This window comes from Prevotella veroralis (assembly GCF_018127765.1).
GTDB lineage: Bacteria > Bacteroidota > Bacteroidia > Bacteroidales > Bacteroidaceae > Prevotella > Prevotella veroralis.
Window position 1 is genome coordinate 773,060 of record NZ_CP072330.1, and the last position, 18,019, is coordinate 791,078.

9 protein-coding genes and 3 pseudogenes are annotated in these 18,019 nt (G+C 41.6%); all 12 read left to right on the plus strand.

Annotated elements, in window-relative coordinates:
* The first annotated feature begins 7 nt into the window (after positions 1 to 7).
* On the plus strand, positions 8 to 727 hold the full coding sequence (locus J5A55_RS03280; protein WP_004383483.1) for a DUF8188 family protein: 720 nt from the start codon (positions 8 to 10) through the stop codon (positions 725 to 727).
* A 133-nt stretch (positions 728 to 860) separates the two neighbouring features.
* The gene (locus J5A55_RS03285; protein ID WP_004383484.1) at positions 861 to 2,369 is read left to right on the plus strand and encodes a phage baseplate assembly protein V; all 1,509 of its coding nucleotides are present in this window, start codon (positions 861 to 863) and stop codon (positions 2,367 to 2,369) included.
* A gap of 8 nt (positions 2,370 to 2,377) precedes the next feature.
* Complete coding sequence (locus J5A55_RS03290; protein WP_004383485.1) at positions 2,378 to 3,724, plus strand: hypothetical protein; 1,347 nt, start codon at positions 2,378 to 2,380, stop codon at positions 3,722 to 3,724.
* Positions 3,725 to 4,268: 544 nt separating this feature from the next.
* A pseudogene (locus tag J5A55_RS03295) lies at positions 4,269 to 5,819 on the plus strand (DUF6531 domain-containing protein); the annotation flags it as partial.
* A 65-nt stretch (positions 5,820 to 5,884) separates the two neighbouring features.
* Positions 5,885 to 6,292: pseudogene (locus J5A55_RS12620) on the plus strand (DUF6531 domain-containing protein); the annotation flags it as partial.
* A 51-nt stretch (positions 6,293 to 6,343) separates the two neighbouring features.
* Positions 6,344 to 7,486, plus strand: a pseudogene (locus J5A55_RS12625) (RHS repeat-associated core domain-containing protein).
* A gap of 310 nt (positions 7,487 to 7,796) precedes the next feature.
* The gene (locus J5A55_RS03310; protein ID WP_211802938.1) at positions 7,797 to 9,458 is read left to right on the plus strand and encodes an IS1182 family transposase; all 1,662 of its coding nucleotides are present in this window, start codon (positions 7,797 to 7,799) and stop codon (positions 9,456 to 9,458) included.
* Positions 9,459 to 10,109: 651 nt separating this feature from the next.
* On the plus strand, positions 10,110 to 12,698 hold the full coding sequence (gyrA, locus tag J5A55_RS03315) for a DNA gyrase subunit A (RefSeq protein ID WP_004383493.1): 2,589 nt from the start codon (positions 10,110 to 10,112) through the stop codon (positions 12,696 to 12,698).
* A gap of 179 nt (positions 12,699 to 12,877) precedes the next feature.
* Positions 12,878 to 14,137, plus strand: a complete 1,260-nt coding sequence (locus J5A55_RS03320; RefSeq protein WP_004383494.1) for a tetratricopeptide repeat protein — start codon at positions 12,878 to 12,880, stop codon at positions 14,135 to 14,137.
* Positions 14,138 to 14,229: 92 nt separating this feature from the next.
* Positions 14,230 to 15,354, plus strand: a complete 1,125-nt coding sequence (locus J5A55_RS03325) for a tetratricopeptide repeat protein (RefSeq protein WP_004383495.1) — start codon at positions 14,230 to 14,232, stop codon at positions 15,352 to 15,354.
* 37 nt (positions 15,355 to 15,391) lie between these two features.
* The gene (locus J5A55_RS03330) at positions 15,392 to 16,558 is read left to right on the plus strand and encodes a tetratricopeptide repeat protein (RefSeq protein ID WP_004383496.1); all 1,167 of its coding nucleotides are present in this window, start codon (positions 15,392 to 15,394) and stop codon (positions 16,556 to 16,558) included.
* Entirely contained in the window at positions 16,548 to 17,864 is a 1,317-nt protein-coding gene (locus J5A55_RS03335; RefSeq protein WP_004383497.1) for a DEAD/DEAH box helicase, read from the plus strand. Before J5A55_RS03330 ends, J5A55_RS03335 begins: the two co-directional genes overlap by 11 nt.
* Positions 17,865 to 18,019: the final 155 nt, after the last annotated feature.

Genomic DNA, 18,019 nt, shown 5'->3' on the forward strand with positions numbered 1-18,019 from the left:
GTTCATTATGATGGGAAGTAGCAAAGGAAATTGGGGAAGATACGGATTACAAGCATTTGGAATTTCAGTGCTTGGCCTCCTCTTGTTTTATCTTATTAATCCTATCATTGAACATTTTAAGGGTAATCGTGATGCTGTGGCATATACAAAGACATACGTAAGTCAGTGGGATAGTATAAAAATAGTGCTACCCACTAACTTGTACGACTTCTCATCTGGTGAAATACCTCATCGAACAAAAGTTTTGACAGGTGATGGTAAACAAAAACAGAGGATATATGCAAGCTTTGAACAATATTATATTACACAATACAAGAAATATTTTAAGATTATATGGATCGTAGGTATAGATGAATTTGTTGGGCTTTACAATCGTCATTATGATGCAGCTGGTGTTCAAAATGACTTAATACGTCCAAACATGGTACTATCAGTCTATGTAAATCGTAAACAATGGAAGGATAAATCATACGGAACGATAGAAAAACCTATGCCAGTTTTTCTACATAGGATTATCTCAGGTGATGATATAGAAGAGCGGAATAAGAATGCGTTAAGGCAAGATAGTCTTTTCCCTGGAGAAATTATGGTAGATTTTTATCTCCCTCCCAAGGCTGTTCAACGTATGCGTAACACACCAGACTCTGTTAACTATAAGTTTGCAGAGTATTACTTGCGTTACCTCCTACCCGAAGACGAGTTCGAAAGATTGTTTGAAGAAAAATAATCTAAAGGGATATTATGATAGGAAGTAATAAAGGAAATTGGGGAAGATATGGATTACAAGCATTTGGAATTTCAGTGCTTGGTCCCCTCTTTTTGAATGTATCATCGTTTCTGGCTACTCTGCTACTTACAGAATGGAAACGGCTCATAGCTGCTTCTCATGGAATGATAGAACCATTGGGGATGTAGTGAAAAAGCTGTGCGAACAAGCTAAGGTGCAATTAGAGTTGAATCCTGCATTCAAGGAAACCAAAGACTTTATCTGCCAGTATGAAGAGTCTGACTTCGACTTTATCCGTCGTCTTGCTCATCAGTATCAAGAGTGGATGTATTTCGATGGAACTAAACTCATCTTTGGTAAACCAAGGAAATTGGCTGACCCTATAATATTGGAATATGGAACAACACTGTCCTCACTTGACATTGGTTTACAGACCCTCGCACGCTCTGAGCAGGTGTTCTCTTATCACTCTGGTGCTGACCGTGAGATGCAACGTATGACGCCAGACTTGGCATATGGTCATGACAAACTTGCGGGTGAGGCTTTCCGTGCATCATTAGGTATGTTCTCAAAAACCGCACGACAGCATGCACTGCCACGTGTCAGCAATGAGACGGAGCTTATTAACTACATGGGGCGTAAGCAAGCGGCTGAAACTGCTGAGACACATTACATCACAGCAGAGAGTCAGGTTTCTACCCTGCGTGTAGGTTCCGTTATAAGTCTCTACAGCTCATTCTTGGAACGTGTAGGAAATATATCAAAGGAGAGCTTGGGTAACTTTATCATCATCGAGATAACACACGAGGTGAGCCAAGGAAGTTATTACAAAAACCGCTTCAAGGCTATCCCTGCAACGATAAAAGCACTGCCAAGTCCAAAGGTTCGTATGCCATTAGCTGAAACACAGATGGCAACTGTGCTCAGCAATGCAGACCCACAGGGCAAGGGCCGCGTTCGTGTACGTATGAACTGGCAGACGGATGGTATGCAGACTGGCTGGGTGCATGTGATGACACCTGATGGCGGTAGTAGTAAGGACGTAAGAAGCAACCGTGGATTTGTATTTATCCCAGAAGTAGGCGACCAAGTCCTCCTCGGCTTCCGTCACGGCGACCCCTCCCGTCCCTATGTCATGGGCAGCCTGTTCAACGGATCGACAGGTGGTGGCGGCGGCAAGGGCAACAACTGCAAGAGCCTCACCACACGCAGTGGCAGTTCACTGAAACTTGATGACTCAAAGGGCAGCGTTACATTAGCTGACCCAGGTAATACGAGTATTTTCATGGATGGTTCTGGAAATGCCACGTTCAAGTCGTCTGAGGAAATACTCATCTCCTGTGGTAGTGCTACCATTGAGTTACACAAAGATGGAACGATAAAGATAAACGGCAAGGATATATCGGTTGATGGTAAGAAAATCACGGTAGATGGAAAGGACTCTATCGAACAGACAACAAAGCAATACACTACAACAGGTACGCAGTCTGTAAAGATCAAGAGCAATGCACTTGTCGAACAGAAAGCAAACAAGGTAAACATCAATGCTGGCAACACTGTAAGTATTAAGGGTAAAGTGGCTGCAGATATCGAATCCATTACGACGACTGTCAAGGGTAGCGGATCCATCAATCTCAATTAGTATTTTATATGGTGTCAAACGAACATAACCCAATAGCAGAACGGATAGGCAGAATACAGGGTATCTGGAAGGAACGAATGGCAGGAAAGTCAGGTTATAAACTTGTCAGACTTGCAATCAGGGAGGCAGACCTTCCCATTGTCAATGGATTTTTGAAATTAGAGTCATCACCTTACGGTAAGATAGAAGAGACACCAGTAGTGATGCTGACAGACTTTTCTGATCCACAGACGTTCGCATGGCAGCTTTGTAATGACTGGCTTCAAGAGTATGCACGTGCACTGGAACAATTCCCGCAACTCCCTTGGAAGGAACACACCCGATATCTTGCCAAGGTGAAAGAGGCTGACCACGTTCATCAGGAGCCGTTATTGCTTTCGGTTTTGGATAGTTTCAGTCAGAGCCTTCCAAATCACGGTCGGAGCATGCTTCTTCTCGGACTTGTTCCCAGACTATTATGTGGTTATGACCAGCTTGAAAAATGGTTAACAGAATTCTGTAAATCACTTCCTTCCCATATTGCACTGCTTGTTATTGATTATACGGATAAAGAAGTTTACAGTTCACTGGCTTCCAGCCTTAAAAAACAATGTGTGACCATAAACTTGAATAACCTTGATATGGAAAGAGCTTATAACGAACTGCTTACACAAGGCAATCCCGAAGATCCAAACGTAAAGATCAGAAAAATTATGGTTGAGATGGGTAAGGCTGCCTCCAGAGACCAAAGGGGTAAGTTGGATAATCTTGGAGAACGTCTGCTGGATATCGGTCGTGCATCCGGTCAGGCATCATTGTGGCTCTACACCTATATCGTCTATGCTGGTTTCCTTTTCCGTTACAAGGATGGACAAGCACTTGCACTGCTGGATAAGGGTATAACCTTGTGTGATTCCCACCAGTCAGACGGTTCAGTAGCAGCTATGACCGTTACTCTTTATACCTATAAGGCTTCATATTTAAACTATATTGGCAAGCACAATGAAGGACTTAACTGGTTCGGGAAGGCGATGGACTATTGTCTTTCTCATAACGATATTATCGGTGCTATGGGAGTTTGCCAGAATATTATAGTTGCCTCCATTCTAAATTCCACAAAAGAGAGTGCTTCCATACTTCTTCGTAGAGTCCTTCCACATCTTTCAATGATGGAAGCAGAAAGCCACAAATATACAGAATCCTTCCTTGTTGCAGCTTTCCTCTTATTCTATGATAAAAAGCTGACAAAAGATGAACGACGAGATATTGAAGACAGAATGAACAGAATATATGGTGAAGAGTGGGCATCTCGTGCCACCCTACAGTTCCAGCAAATAAAGAACCCTAAACAACCCAGTATAGATGAATTTAGTTGATACACATCTGACCCCGATATTAGGGATTGACATCCATTTTATGACATCATGGAATGCTTTTCATCCGTTTATTGGTTTCGTTATGGATCCGATGGACTATATTCCATATATCGGTGCCACAGTTCATGTAAATGGATTCAAGAGAGGAGTATCTGATACGCAAGGTATTATTATTCCACTTGTTCACATCCCTATAGTAGGTATATTTACAATGGCACCTCTTATCGGTCATGATTCAATGAACTTTTTTGGAGCAGAAAGAGTCTACGCAGAAGGTTCTCGACTGAGTGGAAAAGGATACTTCGTAATGACTTGTAGCGATATAGGAATACCTTTGTCGATACAGCCTGGACATAAGAAATTCTGGGATCTTATTCCAACCAGATATGCTCCATTCTCAGGTTCGCTTCCTATTCCTTACGGAGCACCTGTAAATATTGGTGATCCGCTTGTCCCTGACTGGGCTGGTATGCTGAAAGGGCTTGCCATGAGTTTTGGCTTTGGTGCTATCATGCGATATGCCCGAATAGGTGCAAACAAGCTGATGAAGAAGATAGTAGGAGAAGATAATCGGTTTAGTTCTCTGCTTTGTAAGTTGGGTTTTGAACCGGTGAATCTTGTGAGTGGAGCAGTAGTCTATGAGGGTACTGACTTTGCCTTTCAAGGGATTATGCCACTTGAATGGAAGCGGAAGTGGAGTAGCAGTAATGACTATGTGGGCATCCTCGGTCATGGCTGTCAGAACAACTATGACCTTGATATAATCCTTGACCCTGAGGAGGATGCTATCGGTGTGCGTATCGAGGACGGAAGGGTCTTGGGCTTCCCTATGCTTTCCGAGGGAGAAGAAGCCTATATCCGATCTGAGCATCTGACACTCCGTCGTGGACATGAGTTTTTTGAAACTTATGACCATAAAAACCGTATTACCAAGACTTATGCAAGGGTCAATGCTGCAGAAGCTGACAGGTGGAGACTAACATCCATCAGGAATGTTTCCGGACAGACAATACAGCTCCGATATGTAGCAGGAAAACTGAAGGAAATCACTGATGCTTCAGGAAGAAAGCTACGCCTTGAGTATGACCGTTGCCCGGAGGTAAGAAGAGTAGTACTCCTGTCTGCTGACGGACACGAGGACGAGACGCTCGTCGAGTATAGCTATAACGAGGCGGGTGATATGACGGGTGTCACGGATGCCATGGGCAAGACCACTCATATTGAATATGAGAACCATCTTATGACATCGAAGACCGACAGGGACGGCCAGACTTTCTATTGGGAGTATCAGGGAGAAGGAAAGAAGGTCCGCTGCATACATACCTGGGGTGAGGGCGGTTACCAGGAAGGCTGGATAGAATATCACCCAGAAGAAGGCTATAACGTAGTTGTCAATGGTGAGAACGAGAAGACGATTTATCGTTACACCCCTGAACAGCTTGTTACTTCTGTGGAGGATGAGCCGGGCGTACGTGAACGCTACGAATATATAGAATATAATGAGATCTACCGTGAGTGGGATGGTGAAGGACGTATGACTGGCTACTGCTATGATGAACGTGGTAATCTTACAGGTGTTGTTCATCCTGAAGGAACGGAGGAGACACGTGCCTATGATGAGGAAGACAGACTGATAACTGAAACAGATGCCTTAGGCAACCGTCGTGTCCTTGTTTATCATGAACCTTCTCAAGATGGTACGCCTGTCAACGGAGAGGGACAGCTCTCTGCCGTCATAGAAGCCGATGACCGAGCTACTTTCTTTGAGTATGACACGCATGGACTGCTGTCTTCTGTAAGTCTTGATGACAGGACGGTACACTTGGAATACAACGAGCAAAACAACCTTGTCTCTGTAAAGAATGAGAAGGGAGTGGGAACACAGTGGAACTATGACCACAAGGGTAATGTCCTCTCTGTACTTACCTCTGCTGGCGCAAGACAGACGTTCCGCTATGACCGCTTAAACCGAGTTACTTCTATCACTACTGGTAAGCGCACGACGAACCTCCGCTACAACTCCTATGAGGATGTGGTCGAGGCGAGTGAGGGTTTTCACCGTGTGAAGTATAAGTATTCGCCGATGGGCGACATCCTCCAGCGTGAGGGCGAGGACGGCAGCGTGCTGCGTTTGCCTATGACCGTATGGACCGTCTCCGTATGCTTACCAACGAGCATGGTGAGGAATATACTCTTGACCGCAACCTTCGTGGAGAGATTGTCGGCGAGACTGGCTTTGACCGAATGTACCGCAGGTATATGCGTGACCGTTCCGGACGTGTCATCCGTGAGGAAAGGGCTGGCGGCAGATGGACGGAATACGAGTATGACCAGCGGGGACGGCTGACACGCATCAGCTTCAGTGATGGCACGATAGAAGCTTTCAGCTATGATGCGCTCGGTAGACTTACTGAGGCACGCAATGCTACGGGCAGCGTTTCTATGGAGTATGACGAGGGCGGTCGTGTTGTCAAGGAGTGTTTCAGTGGTGGTCTGCCCAGTGACAAGGGTACTACGGTAGAGAATATCTATGATGACCTTGGGAACCGTATTGAGACAAGGACTTCGCTTGGTTCGGTCGTACAGAATAGCTTTGATGAGGACGGATTGCTCAGCCGTGTGACGGCAGCCAATGGTGGTGGTGAGAACAGGGAAGAGAAGATTGTACGTGATAGCGAGGGACTGAAGATAGAGAAGATCTTCTCTGGTGGCATCCGTATGACACGTACCTACGATGCCTACGGTAATGTCATTTCACAGAAGAGTCGCTCACTTCGTCAGGACGGCTACGATCGCCGCTATGCGTGGAATACGTCAGGACGTCTGCAGAGTGTGATAGACGGAATCACGGGCGGTAGGACAACCTACGCCTATGATGCGGTTGGCAGTCTGATGAGTGCCCGTTATGAGGACGGTACGGACGACTATCGTATGCCTGATGCCACAGGAAACGTCTTCCGCAGTCGTGACCGTAGGGACAGGGAATACGGCAAGGGCGGCAGGATTCTCCGTGACCGCCATTATGACTATCTCTATGACGTAGAGGGCAACCTCATATTGAAGACCCCACGTCGTGGACTGACACAGCATCCGAACCACGAGGTGTCGGAGGATAGTGGCACACATCTTGCATAGCAGACTGGTGACTATGCCTATGAATGGTATGGTAACGGTATGCTTAAAGAGGTGCGGCTTCCATATGGTAAGACTGTCCGCTTCGAATATGATGCCCTTGGGCGTCGCACGGCAAAGCTCTTCAATGGTCACGTCTTCCGTTACCTCTGGGACGGCAATGTGATGGTGCAGGAGTGGCAGTATGAGGAGAAGGACCGTCCACAGCATAGCATTGACGAGTTTGGCCGTATCCGTATGCAGAGTGAAGAGCCGGTAGATAACCTTGTCACATGGGTTTATGAGGAAGGCTCATACGTTCCTGTGGCAAAGATACAGAACGGTGAACGCTACACGATCATCAGCGACTATATGGGTCGCCCAGTGGAAGCATACAACAGTTATGGCAATGTCGTTTGGCAGGCTGACTATGATATTTATGGTGACCTTCGAAACATAAAAGATATCCGTGACTTCATCCCTTTCCGCCAGTTGGGACAGTATGAGGACGATGAGACTCGCCTATACTACAACAGGTTCAGATATTATGACCCGAGGATTGGTAATTACATCAGCCAAGACCCGATAAGGTTAGCAGGAAATAACCCTACGCTGTATGGGTGTAAGAGCTTAATATTACACATTGTATGAGTGCTTATATTTTAACAATGGGGACTGAAACCTTTCTTCCTTAATCTAAAAGTTGATATTTGTTTGATGTTTTTGAAGAAAGTGCGTACCCCATTGTGATACCGCACGAACAAAGTGCTTTTATAAAAGCCTTATTTGCAACAATATACAAGAAATAGCACAGACCCCAACGGAATCACCTCTTGATAAAGAGGGTGTGTCAAAATAGCCACACACTCTTTTTTATGCACAAAGCCCCGACTTTCTCAAGCCAGGGCTTTGCTATTTTCCTAAAGTTTTTGTACCTTTAGGCATACAAAAAAATCTCATTATGACAAAGGTACACTTTCGTTCTTACATACACAAGAAAATGATTCTTTTTCCTCAAAGAATCGATAAGGATATCGCAGAAGATGATCCTGTTCGTCTTTTAGACGCCTTGGTGGATAATCTTATGTTGGATAATGTCTACAAGCTTTATAAGCCCAGTGGTCGCAAGCCTTATCATCCACAAATGATGCTCAAGGTTATTCTTTACGCCTATATGAATAATATCTATTCCTGCCGTCGTATAGAGTCGCTTCTCAAGCGTGACATTCATTTCATCTATCTGGCAGGATATGAGCAGCCTGATTTTATTACCATCAATCGTTTTCGTAATCGTGTGAAAAAGGAAATCAACAATATCTTCACACAAGTGGTATTAGTACTTGCAGCCAAAGGTTTGATAAGTCTTGACGTTGAATATATTGACGGCACAAAAATAGAATCGAAAGCCAACAAGTATACCTTCGTTTGGAAGAGAACCGTGGAAAAGAACCGCGCCAAGTTGCAGGAACAAATACGCACACTCTTGCTTCAGGTTGATGATGTCATAGCGCAGGACAATGCCGCTAAGACAGAAGGTGTCGAGTTTACTGCAGCTCTGCTCGATGAGATATCCGAGGAATTGAACAAGTCTTTGGAATCATCCCCTGAGCCTAAGACAAAAGAAGAGAAGCAGGCTGTTAGAACCAAGAAAAAACAGCTTAAAGAGCTTGAGAAGAAACGTAATAAACTCCAAGAGTATGACCAACACCTTGAGATTATGGGGGAGAGAAACTCCTACAGCAAGACCGACCCTGATGCCACGTTTATGCACATGAAGGAGGATGCTATGCAGAACGGACAGACTAAGCCTGGATATAATCTGCAGATAGCAACTGAGAACCAGTTTATCACCAACTTTGCACTCTATGCTAACCGTACAGACACGCTCGCACTTCCTTCTTTCTTGGAGTCCTTCAACTCACGTTACCATCGTTATGCCAAGACAGTCGTAGCCGATTCAGGGTATGGCTCCGAGGAGAACTATCTGTTCATGGACGTACATAATATGGAAGCCTATGTGAAGTATAACTACTTCCATAAAGAGCAGCATCCACGCTATACACCTAACCCATTCTGTCCTGCAAGCCTTTATTATAATAAGGAACAGGATTTCTACGTCTGCCCTATGGGACAGCATATGAAGCGTATAGGCATGAAGCGTTCCCTAACCTCTAATGGATTCGTTACTTACAGTGTACGTTATCAGGCAGAACGCTGTGATGGTTGTCCGTTGAGAGGCTCATGTTTTAAGGCAAGAGGGAACAGAATTATAGAAGTAAACCACCAACTACAGTACTATAAACAAAAGGCACGGGAACTACTGACCTCGGAAGAAGGCATCAAGCATCGAGGACGAAGGTGCATAGAACCTGAAGCTGTTTTTGGACAAACAAAATATAATAAAGTCTACAAGAGATTTAGGCATTTGGGAAAAGACAAGGTCAATATGGACTTTGCCTTCTTTGCTATTGCCTTTAACATAGGAAAAATGTGCAAAAAAAATAATCTCAAGGAGCTAAAAGCTATTATGGAGGTACTTTTAGTCACCTTCAGATGCTCTATAGAAGTTTATATAAGCTATTGGAAGCCCAACAAATCATTTTATATGAAATTAGCGGCATAGCTGCAGTAAATAACGAATTATGCGGTAGATGAAGTAAAGAGGAGTAGAAAAGAGGATGTGTCCATTTTGACACACCCTCTTTTGTTTTGAGATATAGTACAACATAGTTGGGTACTATGGGAGTAGATGAAGACTACTTAAATCTAAGTACGATAGATGTTTAAGTTAAAGAAAGATTGACCTCTAACTTGAAGTGCGAAGGTATTTTAAGTTAGAGTACGATGTTATACACGTTTGTATAATTGATTATACACGTCTGTATAATTGGTTATACACGCCTGTATAATTAGTTATACACATTTGTATAATAGACTATACAAGCGAGTATAAAGTTGTTCATTAAGTATAAGTCCAAAAGATGTTTAAGTTAAAGAACGATAGATGTTTAAGTTAAAGTACAATTGCCAATGAATAGAGCATATATTACCAGTTATAGAAATTTGAAGTTAATCTAAGACGAACTTATCTTAAAATATCATTCTTTTTAGTTCTAAGCGTTTGTTGTATAATTATTTTTTTGTACCTTTACGCCTCGAAAATACATGCAAAACGGCTTAGAAAGGAAATAAAGACTATTATAGACAATTCTAGTCCCAAAGACATAAGCTCGTAAAAGCTGCTATCAAGGAATTAATAACAATAATAATATAAATGGACGAAAATCAGACAATTGATCAGGACAGAATTATGAAGATCAACATCGAGGAGGAGATGAAAAGCTCCTACATCGACTACTCTATGTCGGTGATTGTGGCACGTGCCCTCCCTGATGTTCGTGATGGTTTCAAGCCTGTTCATCGCCGTATCCTTTTCGGTATGCGCGGTATCGGTAACTTTAGCAACCAGCCTTATAAAAAGTGTGCCCGCGTTGTTGGTGAGGTACTTGGTAAGTATCACCCACATGGTGACTCTTCAGTCTATGGTGCGCTTGTGCGTATGGGACAGGAATGGAATATGCGCTACAAGTTGGTTGACGGACAGGGTAACTTTGGTTCTGTCGATGGTGACTCTGCTGCTGCGATGCGTTATACTGAGTGCCGCCTCTCAAAGATGGGTGAGCACGTTATGGACGATATCGAGAAGGATACGGTTGACATGGTCAACAACTTCGACGATACGCTGCGTGAGCCTGCTGTAATGCCTACAAAGATTCCTAACTTGCTTGTAAATGGTGGCAATGGTATTGCCGTGGGTATGGCAACAAATATTCCTACGCACAACCTCGGTGAGGTTATTGATGGTTGCTGTGCATACATTGATAATCCGGAGATTTCTACCGACGGATTGATGGAGTTTATTCCTGCTCCAGACTTCCCAACAGGTGCTTATATTTATGGTCTTCAGGGCGTTAAAGATGCCTATGAGACTGGTCGTGGTCGCGTTGTAATGCGTGCTAAGGCTGAGATTGAGAGCGATGAAAACCATGATAAGATTGTTGTGACAGAGATTCCTTACGGAGTTAATAAGCAGCAACTTATCGAATATATCGCTGACCTCGTGAAGGAAGGTAAGCTTGAGGGCATCTCTAACGTCAATGATGAAACGGGTCGTCAGGGTATGCGTATCGTTGTTGATGTGAAGCGTGATGCGAATGCAAATGTTATTTTGAATAAACTCTTCAAGATGACAGCATTACAGAGCTCTTTCTCTGTAAACTGCATCGCATTGGTTGCTGGTCGTCCACGTCTGTTGAGCCTTCGCGAGTGCATAAAATACTTTGTTGAGCATCGTCACGATGTTACTATCCGCCGTGCACAATTCGACTTGAAGAAGGCACAGGAACGTGCACACATCTTGGAGGCATTGATTAAGGCTTGTGATAATATTGATGAGGTTGTACATATTATTCGTGCCAGCAAGACACCTTCAGATGCCCAAAGAAACCTTGAGAAACGTTTTGACTTTGATGAGCTTCAGTCAAAGGCAATCGTTGATATGCGTCTGTCACAGCTTACAGGTCTACGTCTTGACCAATTGCATCAGGAGTTTGAGGAACTCATGCAAACCATTAAAGATTTGCAAGAGATTCTTAATAACCCTGAGCGTTGTAAGGAAGTGATGAAGGAAGAGTTGCAGGAGGTTAAGGAGAAGTATGGCGATGACCGTCGTACAGAGATTATCCCTGATGAGCATGAGTTTAATGCTGAGGATTTCTATCCTAATGACCCTGTTGTTATTACCATTAGCCACCTTGGTTATATCAAGCGTACTCCGCTTGCAGACTTCAAGGAGCAGGCTCGTGGTGGTGTAGGTTCTAAGGGTGCTCGCACACGTGAGAAAGACTTCACCGAATATATCTATCCAGCAACCATGCATCAGACGATGTTGTTCTTTACTCGTAAGGGACGCTGCTATTGGATGAAGTGTTATGACATCCCAGAGGGCGATAAGAACTCAAAGGGACGTGCTATTCAGAATATGCTCTCACTTGATCCAGGCGATTCTGTTAACGCATTCTTGCGTATTCAAGGCTTGGATGATGATGAGTTCCTCGATTCTCACTATGTAGTATTTGCAACAAAACAAGGTGTCGTTAAGAAGACTTCTCTCCGTGCTTATTCACGTCCTCGTACCAATGGTGTGATTGCTATCAACATCAATGATGGTGATGAGGTTGTAGACGTTCGTCTGACAAATGGTCATAACGAACTTATCATCGCTGACCGCAATGGTCGTGCTTGTCGCTTCGATGAGTCAAATATTCGTACAATGGGTCGTGTGTCTACAGGTGTACGTGGTATGCGTCTGGACGAAGATGGGCAGGATGAAGTTATTGGTATGATTGTTGTTAATGACCCTGTTAACGAGACGGTTATGGTTGTATCTGAAGAGGGTTACGGAAAGCGCTCACAGGTAGAAGACTACCGATTAACCAATCGTGGCGGTAAGGGTGTTAAGACGCTGAATATTACGGACAAGACTGGTAAACTTGTTGCTATTAAGAACGTTACCGATGACAACGACTTGATGATTATCAACAAGAGCGGTATTGTTATTCGTATGTCTGTTGCTGAATGCCGTGTAATGGGTCGTGCAACACAAGGCGTACGTCTGATAAACCTCGCTAAGAAGAATGATATTATCGCATCTGTTTGTAAGGTGATGAGTTCAGAGATGGAGTCACAGGTTGAGGATGATAGTCGTGAACAATGGGCTAAAACCAGTGAAGAAATCAAGAGTGACATAAACTCATCTTCTGAAGTTGGTGAGCCAGATACAACCCCAGTCAATTTCGATTAATCCATTGGCACATTATATCATCTAAAAAAGTATATAGACTCTTATATTCCACATTCAGAGAAGTCGTTCTTCATGAAGAATCTAACAAATATCTGTCATGATAAATGATTGTCTCTGAATGGAATAAATAGGAATTAAATGTAAAATAAGATTATAAACCTTTTAAAATTATAACCAATATGAAAAAGTTAATGATCGCAGCAATGATGCTTTTTAGTGTATCAGCTGCATTCGCTGGAGACAGTGAACCATTGAAGGCTATCTTGAAGGCGCAGACTTATTCCGAAGCTGCAGAATTATTGAATTCTAATCTTGCTCAGATTACTGATAATGCTGAGAAAGCCAAAGCCTATGATAAGCTATTTGAGCTTGCAATGAAGAAGGTAAGTGCAGAGCAGGGTGTCCAACTTGAGAATGAAACTAACAAGCAAATGGGCAAAGAAGGAAATAAACCTGTCGATGAAAAGGGCTTATATGAGGCTGTAGGTCAGGCTTTTGATGCCGCTTCTGAGGTAATTAAGTATGACAACATGCCTAACGCAAAAGGTAAAGTTAAGCCAAGATATAGTGACTTAGCTGATAAGCTTTATCCTCTTCGTGGTCAGTTAATCAATGGTGGTATTTACTTCCAGGGAGCTAAGGACGATGCAAATGCTTATAAATACCTTGCTCGCTATGTAGATACAGCGGATGATCCAATCTTTTCAAAGTTCGATAAGTCAAAAGATGAGAACTTAAATGAGATTGCTTATTTCGCTACATATTATGCTTATCAGAATAAGGATTTCAAGAAGGCAGAGAAGTATGTATCTTATGCTTTGAAGAGCAAGGATCGTGCAAAAGATGCTCAACAATTACAGCTAGCCATCTTAGGTTCACAGCTCAAGACACGTCAGGATTCTTTAAATTATGCTGACAAGCTCGCTGGTATCTATGCTCAAGATCCTGAGAATGATGCAGTATTGACCACATTGACTTCTACTTATAGTGCACTTGGTATGCAAAATAAGGCTGAAGAAATCGTAAATTCAGCATTAGCAAAGAATCCTAATAGTTATGGTGCATTAGTAATGATGGGGCAGTTTGCAAGTCAAAAGAAAGACTATGAGACAGCTGCTAATTACCTTTCTAAGGCTTTGGAACAAGCAAAGGATGACAATGCAAGAATTGCTATCAATGCTTCAATTGGTCAGTGCTGGTTCTATAAGGCTCAAGAGCGTGTAGCTGCTGTTAAGGGAGTTCTTTCTCCAGCTGCTCGTGCTCAGTTTAATGAGGTATATAACAAGGCTATCTCTTATCTCGAGACAGCAAAGAAACTTGACACTCTCAAAGAGCAAAAGTCTGCATGGGCTTACCCTCTTTATGGATGCTACTACTTTGTAAAGGGCGCTCAAGCTCCTGAGACACTAGCAGCAGCAGCTGACGCTGGTGTACAGTAATCAGCAGTAATAAATCCTCTCTTATGTGTAAGTTATCTTCTTAGGATAATATAACATAAGAGGGGAATATTTTTTTAACTAAAATGTCATAAATGAGAAGGCTACTAATACTATTTTTCTGTGCGTTATTTTGCATTCAAATTGTAGACGCACAAGACATGCATAAGCAAGCGGAGTCTTTTAATCGCCTAGCTAGGAACGCTTTTTCCAAAATAGAGAAACAATCGGATAGGGATTCTATTACCATTTTTAAGACAGTTGTTGATGGGGTAGAATATTCACTGAAATGTGATGAATTTGATAGAATGCCTAATCGAAAAGGAAAAATCTTACCAGAGTATGAGGAGGAGAATAAGAAACGTTTGTCTATATTGCATCCAATGCTGATTGATGCAGGGAAGTATTTTTATAAAAAGCCTTATTTAAAGCAAGAGGGGATTGATGCTCTGAAACTCTATTTAGAAACTAGGAAATCGCCATTAGTAAAGGATAATGTTGACGAATCAGGGGTTGCTGCATATTATTTAGCTTATTTTTATTTGAAATCTCGTAATTTAAAAATGGCTAATGAGTATGCTGATTTAGCCATGCAATATGATGAGAGTGCCCAAGCCTCAGCAGAGATAAAAGCTCAGTGTATGCACGATCAAATGGTTAATGCGGAAGACTCTCTTCGTTATTTATCAGTTATACAGAGATTGTATCGTTCAGATCCAACAAATGAAACCTATTTCTCATGGATTATGAAATTTTATCAGAATCCAACTCCAAGGTTTAATTTAGAAGATTTTGTAGATGATTGTTTAGAGAATAATACAAATTCTATAGTACCTTGGATTTTAAAGGGAGAGATAGCTATGCGTGCCGAACGTTGGGAAGAGGCAATAGATGCGTATAGGCAAGCGGATGAGATAGATCCTAGTAATATTCCAGTGGCTTATAATATAGGGGTATGTTTGAATAGTTTAGGGATGGTTTTACGTGATTCTGTCTTGGCAAAACGAAAGAAGGGAGAGAATGTTTCGGATAATGAGTTTATGACAGTCTTTGCACAGGCTCGCACCTATTTAGAACGTGTAAGGGCAAAAGATCCACGTCGAAACAAAGTTGATTGGGTGGCACCGCTCTACCTAACTTATACAATACTGAATGATAAAATAAAGGCTGAGGAGTTAGAGCCTTTAGTAACGAAATATCAGAAGAGTGAAAACGATTAAGGTTCTTATATTATATATTTGTTTTGTTTTACCATCTATGTGTTACGCACAAAAGAAACAATTACAAACAGTGCGTGACCAGATAAAGTCTGGTAAGGAACTCTCAAAAGCCGAAGGAACACTTCGCGGACTATTAGTAGATTCAACGTCAAGAAATAATCATAAGATATGGTTACTATTATGTGATGTACTAACAAAACAATACGAGCAAGGGAATGAAAAGCTCTATCTAAAACAAAAATATGATACCGCTGCTTTCTTCTCAATAACGAAACGATTGTATGAAACGATGTCCAGCTTCGATTCTATTGATGCACAAGCTGATAAAAGAGGGCTGGTTCATCCTAAATACAGGGAGAAACATGCTTCGTTTTTAAATTCTATTCGCCCAAATCTATTTAATGGAGGTAGTTATTTCATCCATAAAAATGATTATAAAACAGCATTTGAGTATTATCGTGATTATTTATTATCTGCTGAGTATCCACTTTTTACCAGATATAACTATTTGCAAAGTGATGCTTTGATACCTCATGCTGCTTATTGGTCAATGTTCTGTGGTTATAAATTAGGAGATGCTGATAAGATTATGCGTTTTAAAGACTTGGCAGAACGTGATACTTCTATGCTTAATTTTGTTAAACAATATGAAGCCGAGGCTTATTGGATTCAGAAAGATACGACTATGTATGTAAAGTCGCTACAAGAAGGATTTAAGCAATACCCTAATTTTGCTTTTTTCTTTCCTAGACTTGTGGAATATTATACTAAAAAAGGTGAACATGATTCTACACTTGTTATATCAGAACGAGCCTTAAAAGCTGATTCCACTAGTTTATTATTTATGTTTGCTAAGAGTACAGCTCTTCTTAACCTAGGTAGATATAATGATTGTATAAAGATTTGTAACGATATAATTAAGAGAAATGACGCTTATGTAGATGCCTATTATAACATTGGATTAGCTTACTTTAATCAAGCCATAGAAATGAATAAGGATAGGCTGCAATATAGGAGTAAGCGTGCAAAGATTATTGAGTTATATGGATTATCTCGCCCTTATATGGAGAAATTTAGGCAGTTAGCACCTGATGATAAAGGGAAATGGCTAGCACCATTATATACTATTTATTTGAATCTCAATATGGGTAAGGAATTTGATGAAATTGATAAGATAAGAAAAGAGGTTAAATATGAACAATAATAATGTTATAGATAAGCTAGGTCTCCAACTGAATGAAATGCAAAAGGCAACGGAAGAGGCTGTCCTTTATACAGGGAAAGATGTTGTCGTGATGTCACCTACGGGGTCAGGTAAAACTTATGCTTATCTGCTTCCATTGATTCAACGCCTAGACGCAATTTCTGATGAATTACAAGCTGTTGTCTTATTGCCTGGACGTGAATTAGCACTTCAATCTGCTATGGTTTTAAAAGATATGGGAAGTGGATTAAGAGCTATGGCTTTATATGGGGGTAGACCTACGATGGATGAGCATCGAGTGCTTAGAGATGTTAAACCCCAGATTGTATTTGTAACCCCAGGTCGATTGAATGATCATTTAGACAAGAAAAATCTTAATGCAGAAACGATAAAATGGTTAGTAATTGATGAGTTTGATAAATGTCTTGAACTTGGTTTCCAGGGAGAGATGATGAGCATTCTCAATAAATTACCGAATATAGAACGACGAATCTTACTCTCTGCCACAGAATCGGAATCTATCCCTGCCTTTGTTTCTATGGGTAGAACCATTTATCTAGACTATAGAACGGATGATGATAATATTCCTGATAGGGTACATCTTTATACGGTCACAAGTCCAGAGAAAGATAAACTTGATTCGCTTAAACGACTTTTACTTTCATTGGGGAATGAAAGTACAATCGTATTCTTAAATTATCGTGAATCTGTAGAACGGGTAGCTACCTTCCTAAAAGAGAATGGATTTATGGTGAGTTGCTACCATGGTGGTTTGGAACAAGATGAGCGTGAGGCTGCACTTTATCGTTTCTCAAATGGCTCTGTTTCTATACTTATAAGTACAGACTTAGCTTCTCGAGGATTGGATATACCTGATGTTGATAATATCATTCATTATCATATACCAGAAACAGAAGATAATTATATTCATAGAGTAGGGCGTACAGCTCGTTGGGATAAGGAAGGAAGAACTTTCTTTATTCTCGGACCAGGGGAAACGTTACCTGAATATGTTAGTAAGGAGAATGAAGAATTCCAACTTCCGACGAATCTTCCTAAACCAACTTTGCCACGTATGGCTACTATATATATAGGTAAGGGGAAAAAGGATAAAATCTCCAAAATAGATATCGTAGGTTTCCTTTGTAAGAAAATAGGTTTACAATCGTCAGAAATTGGAAAGATAGATATTAAAGATAGGTATTGTTATGTAGCTATTGACCGAACAAAAGTAAAAAAGGTTATTTTAGCTTCTAAAGGACAGAAAATTAAAGGAATCAAAACAATAGTGGAAGAAGTAAGGTGATCGTTTTAACAAAACGTCACCTTATCTTTAATTCTGTTTATTTACAAGTTTACTACAGGCGTGTAGTATTTGAAATATTTTGTCTTAGTTTATTTGGAAGTACCAAAATAAAAACGTATCTTCGCACACATAAAGCCATAAGAAGTTAGAGATTT

Coding starts and splice junctions, on each gene's coding strand:
- J5A55_RS03280 (WP_004383483.1), top strand. CDS start 8: ATGATGGGAAGTAGCAAAGGAAATTGGGGAAGATACGGATTACAAGCA.
- J5A55_RS03285 (WP_004383484.1), top strand. CDS start 861: ATGGAAACGGCTCATAGCTGCTTCTCATGGAATGATAGAACCATTGGG.
- J5A55_RS03290 (WP_004383485.1), top strand. CDS start 2,378: ATGGTGTCAAACGAACATAACCCAATAGCAGAACGGATAGGCAGAATA.
- J5A55_RS03310 (WP_211802938.1), top strand. CDS start 7,797: ATGACAAAGGTACACTTTCGTTCTTACATACACAAGAAAATGATTCTT.
- gyrA (WP_004383493.1), top strand. CDS start 10,110: ATGGACGAAAATCAGACAATTGATCAGGACAGAATTATGAAGATCAAC.
- J5A55_RS03320 (WP_004383494.1), top strand. CDS start 12,878: ATGAAAAAGTTAATGATCGCAGCAATGATGCTTTTTAGTGTATCAGCT.
- J5A55_RS03325 (WP_004383495.1), top strand. CDS start 14,230: ATGAGAAGGCTACTAATACTATTTTTCTGTGCGTTATTTTGCATTCAA.
- J5A55_RS03330 (WP_004383496.1), top strand. CDS start 15,392: ATGTGTTACGCACAAAAGAAACAATTACAAACAGTGCGTGACCAGATA.
- J5A55_RS03335 (WP_004383497.1), top strand. CDS start 16,548: ATGAACAATAATAATGTTATAGATAAGCTAGGTCTCCAACTGAATGAA.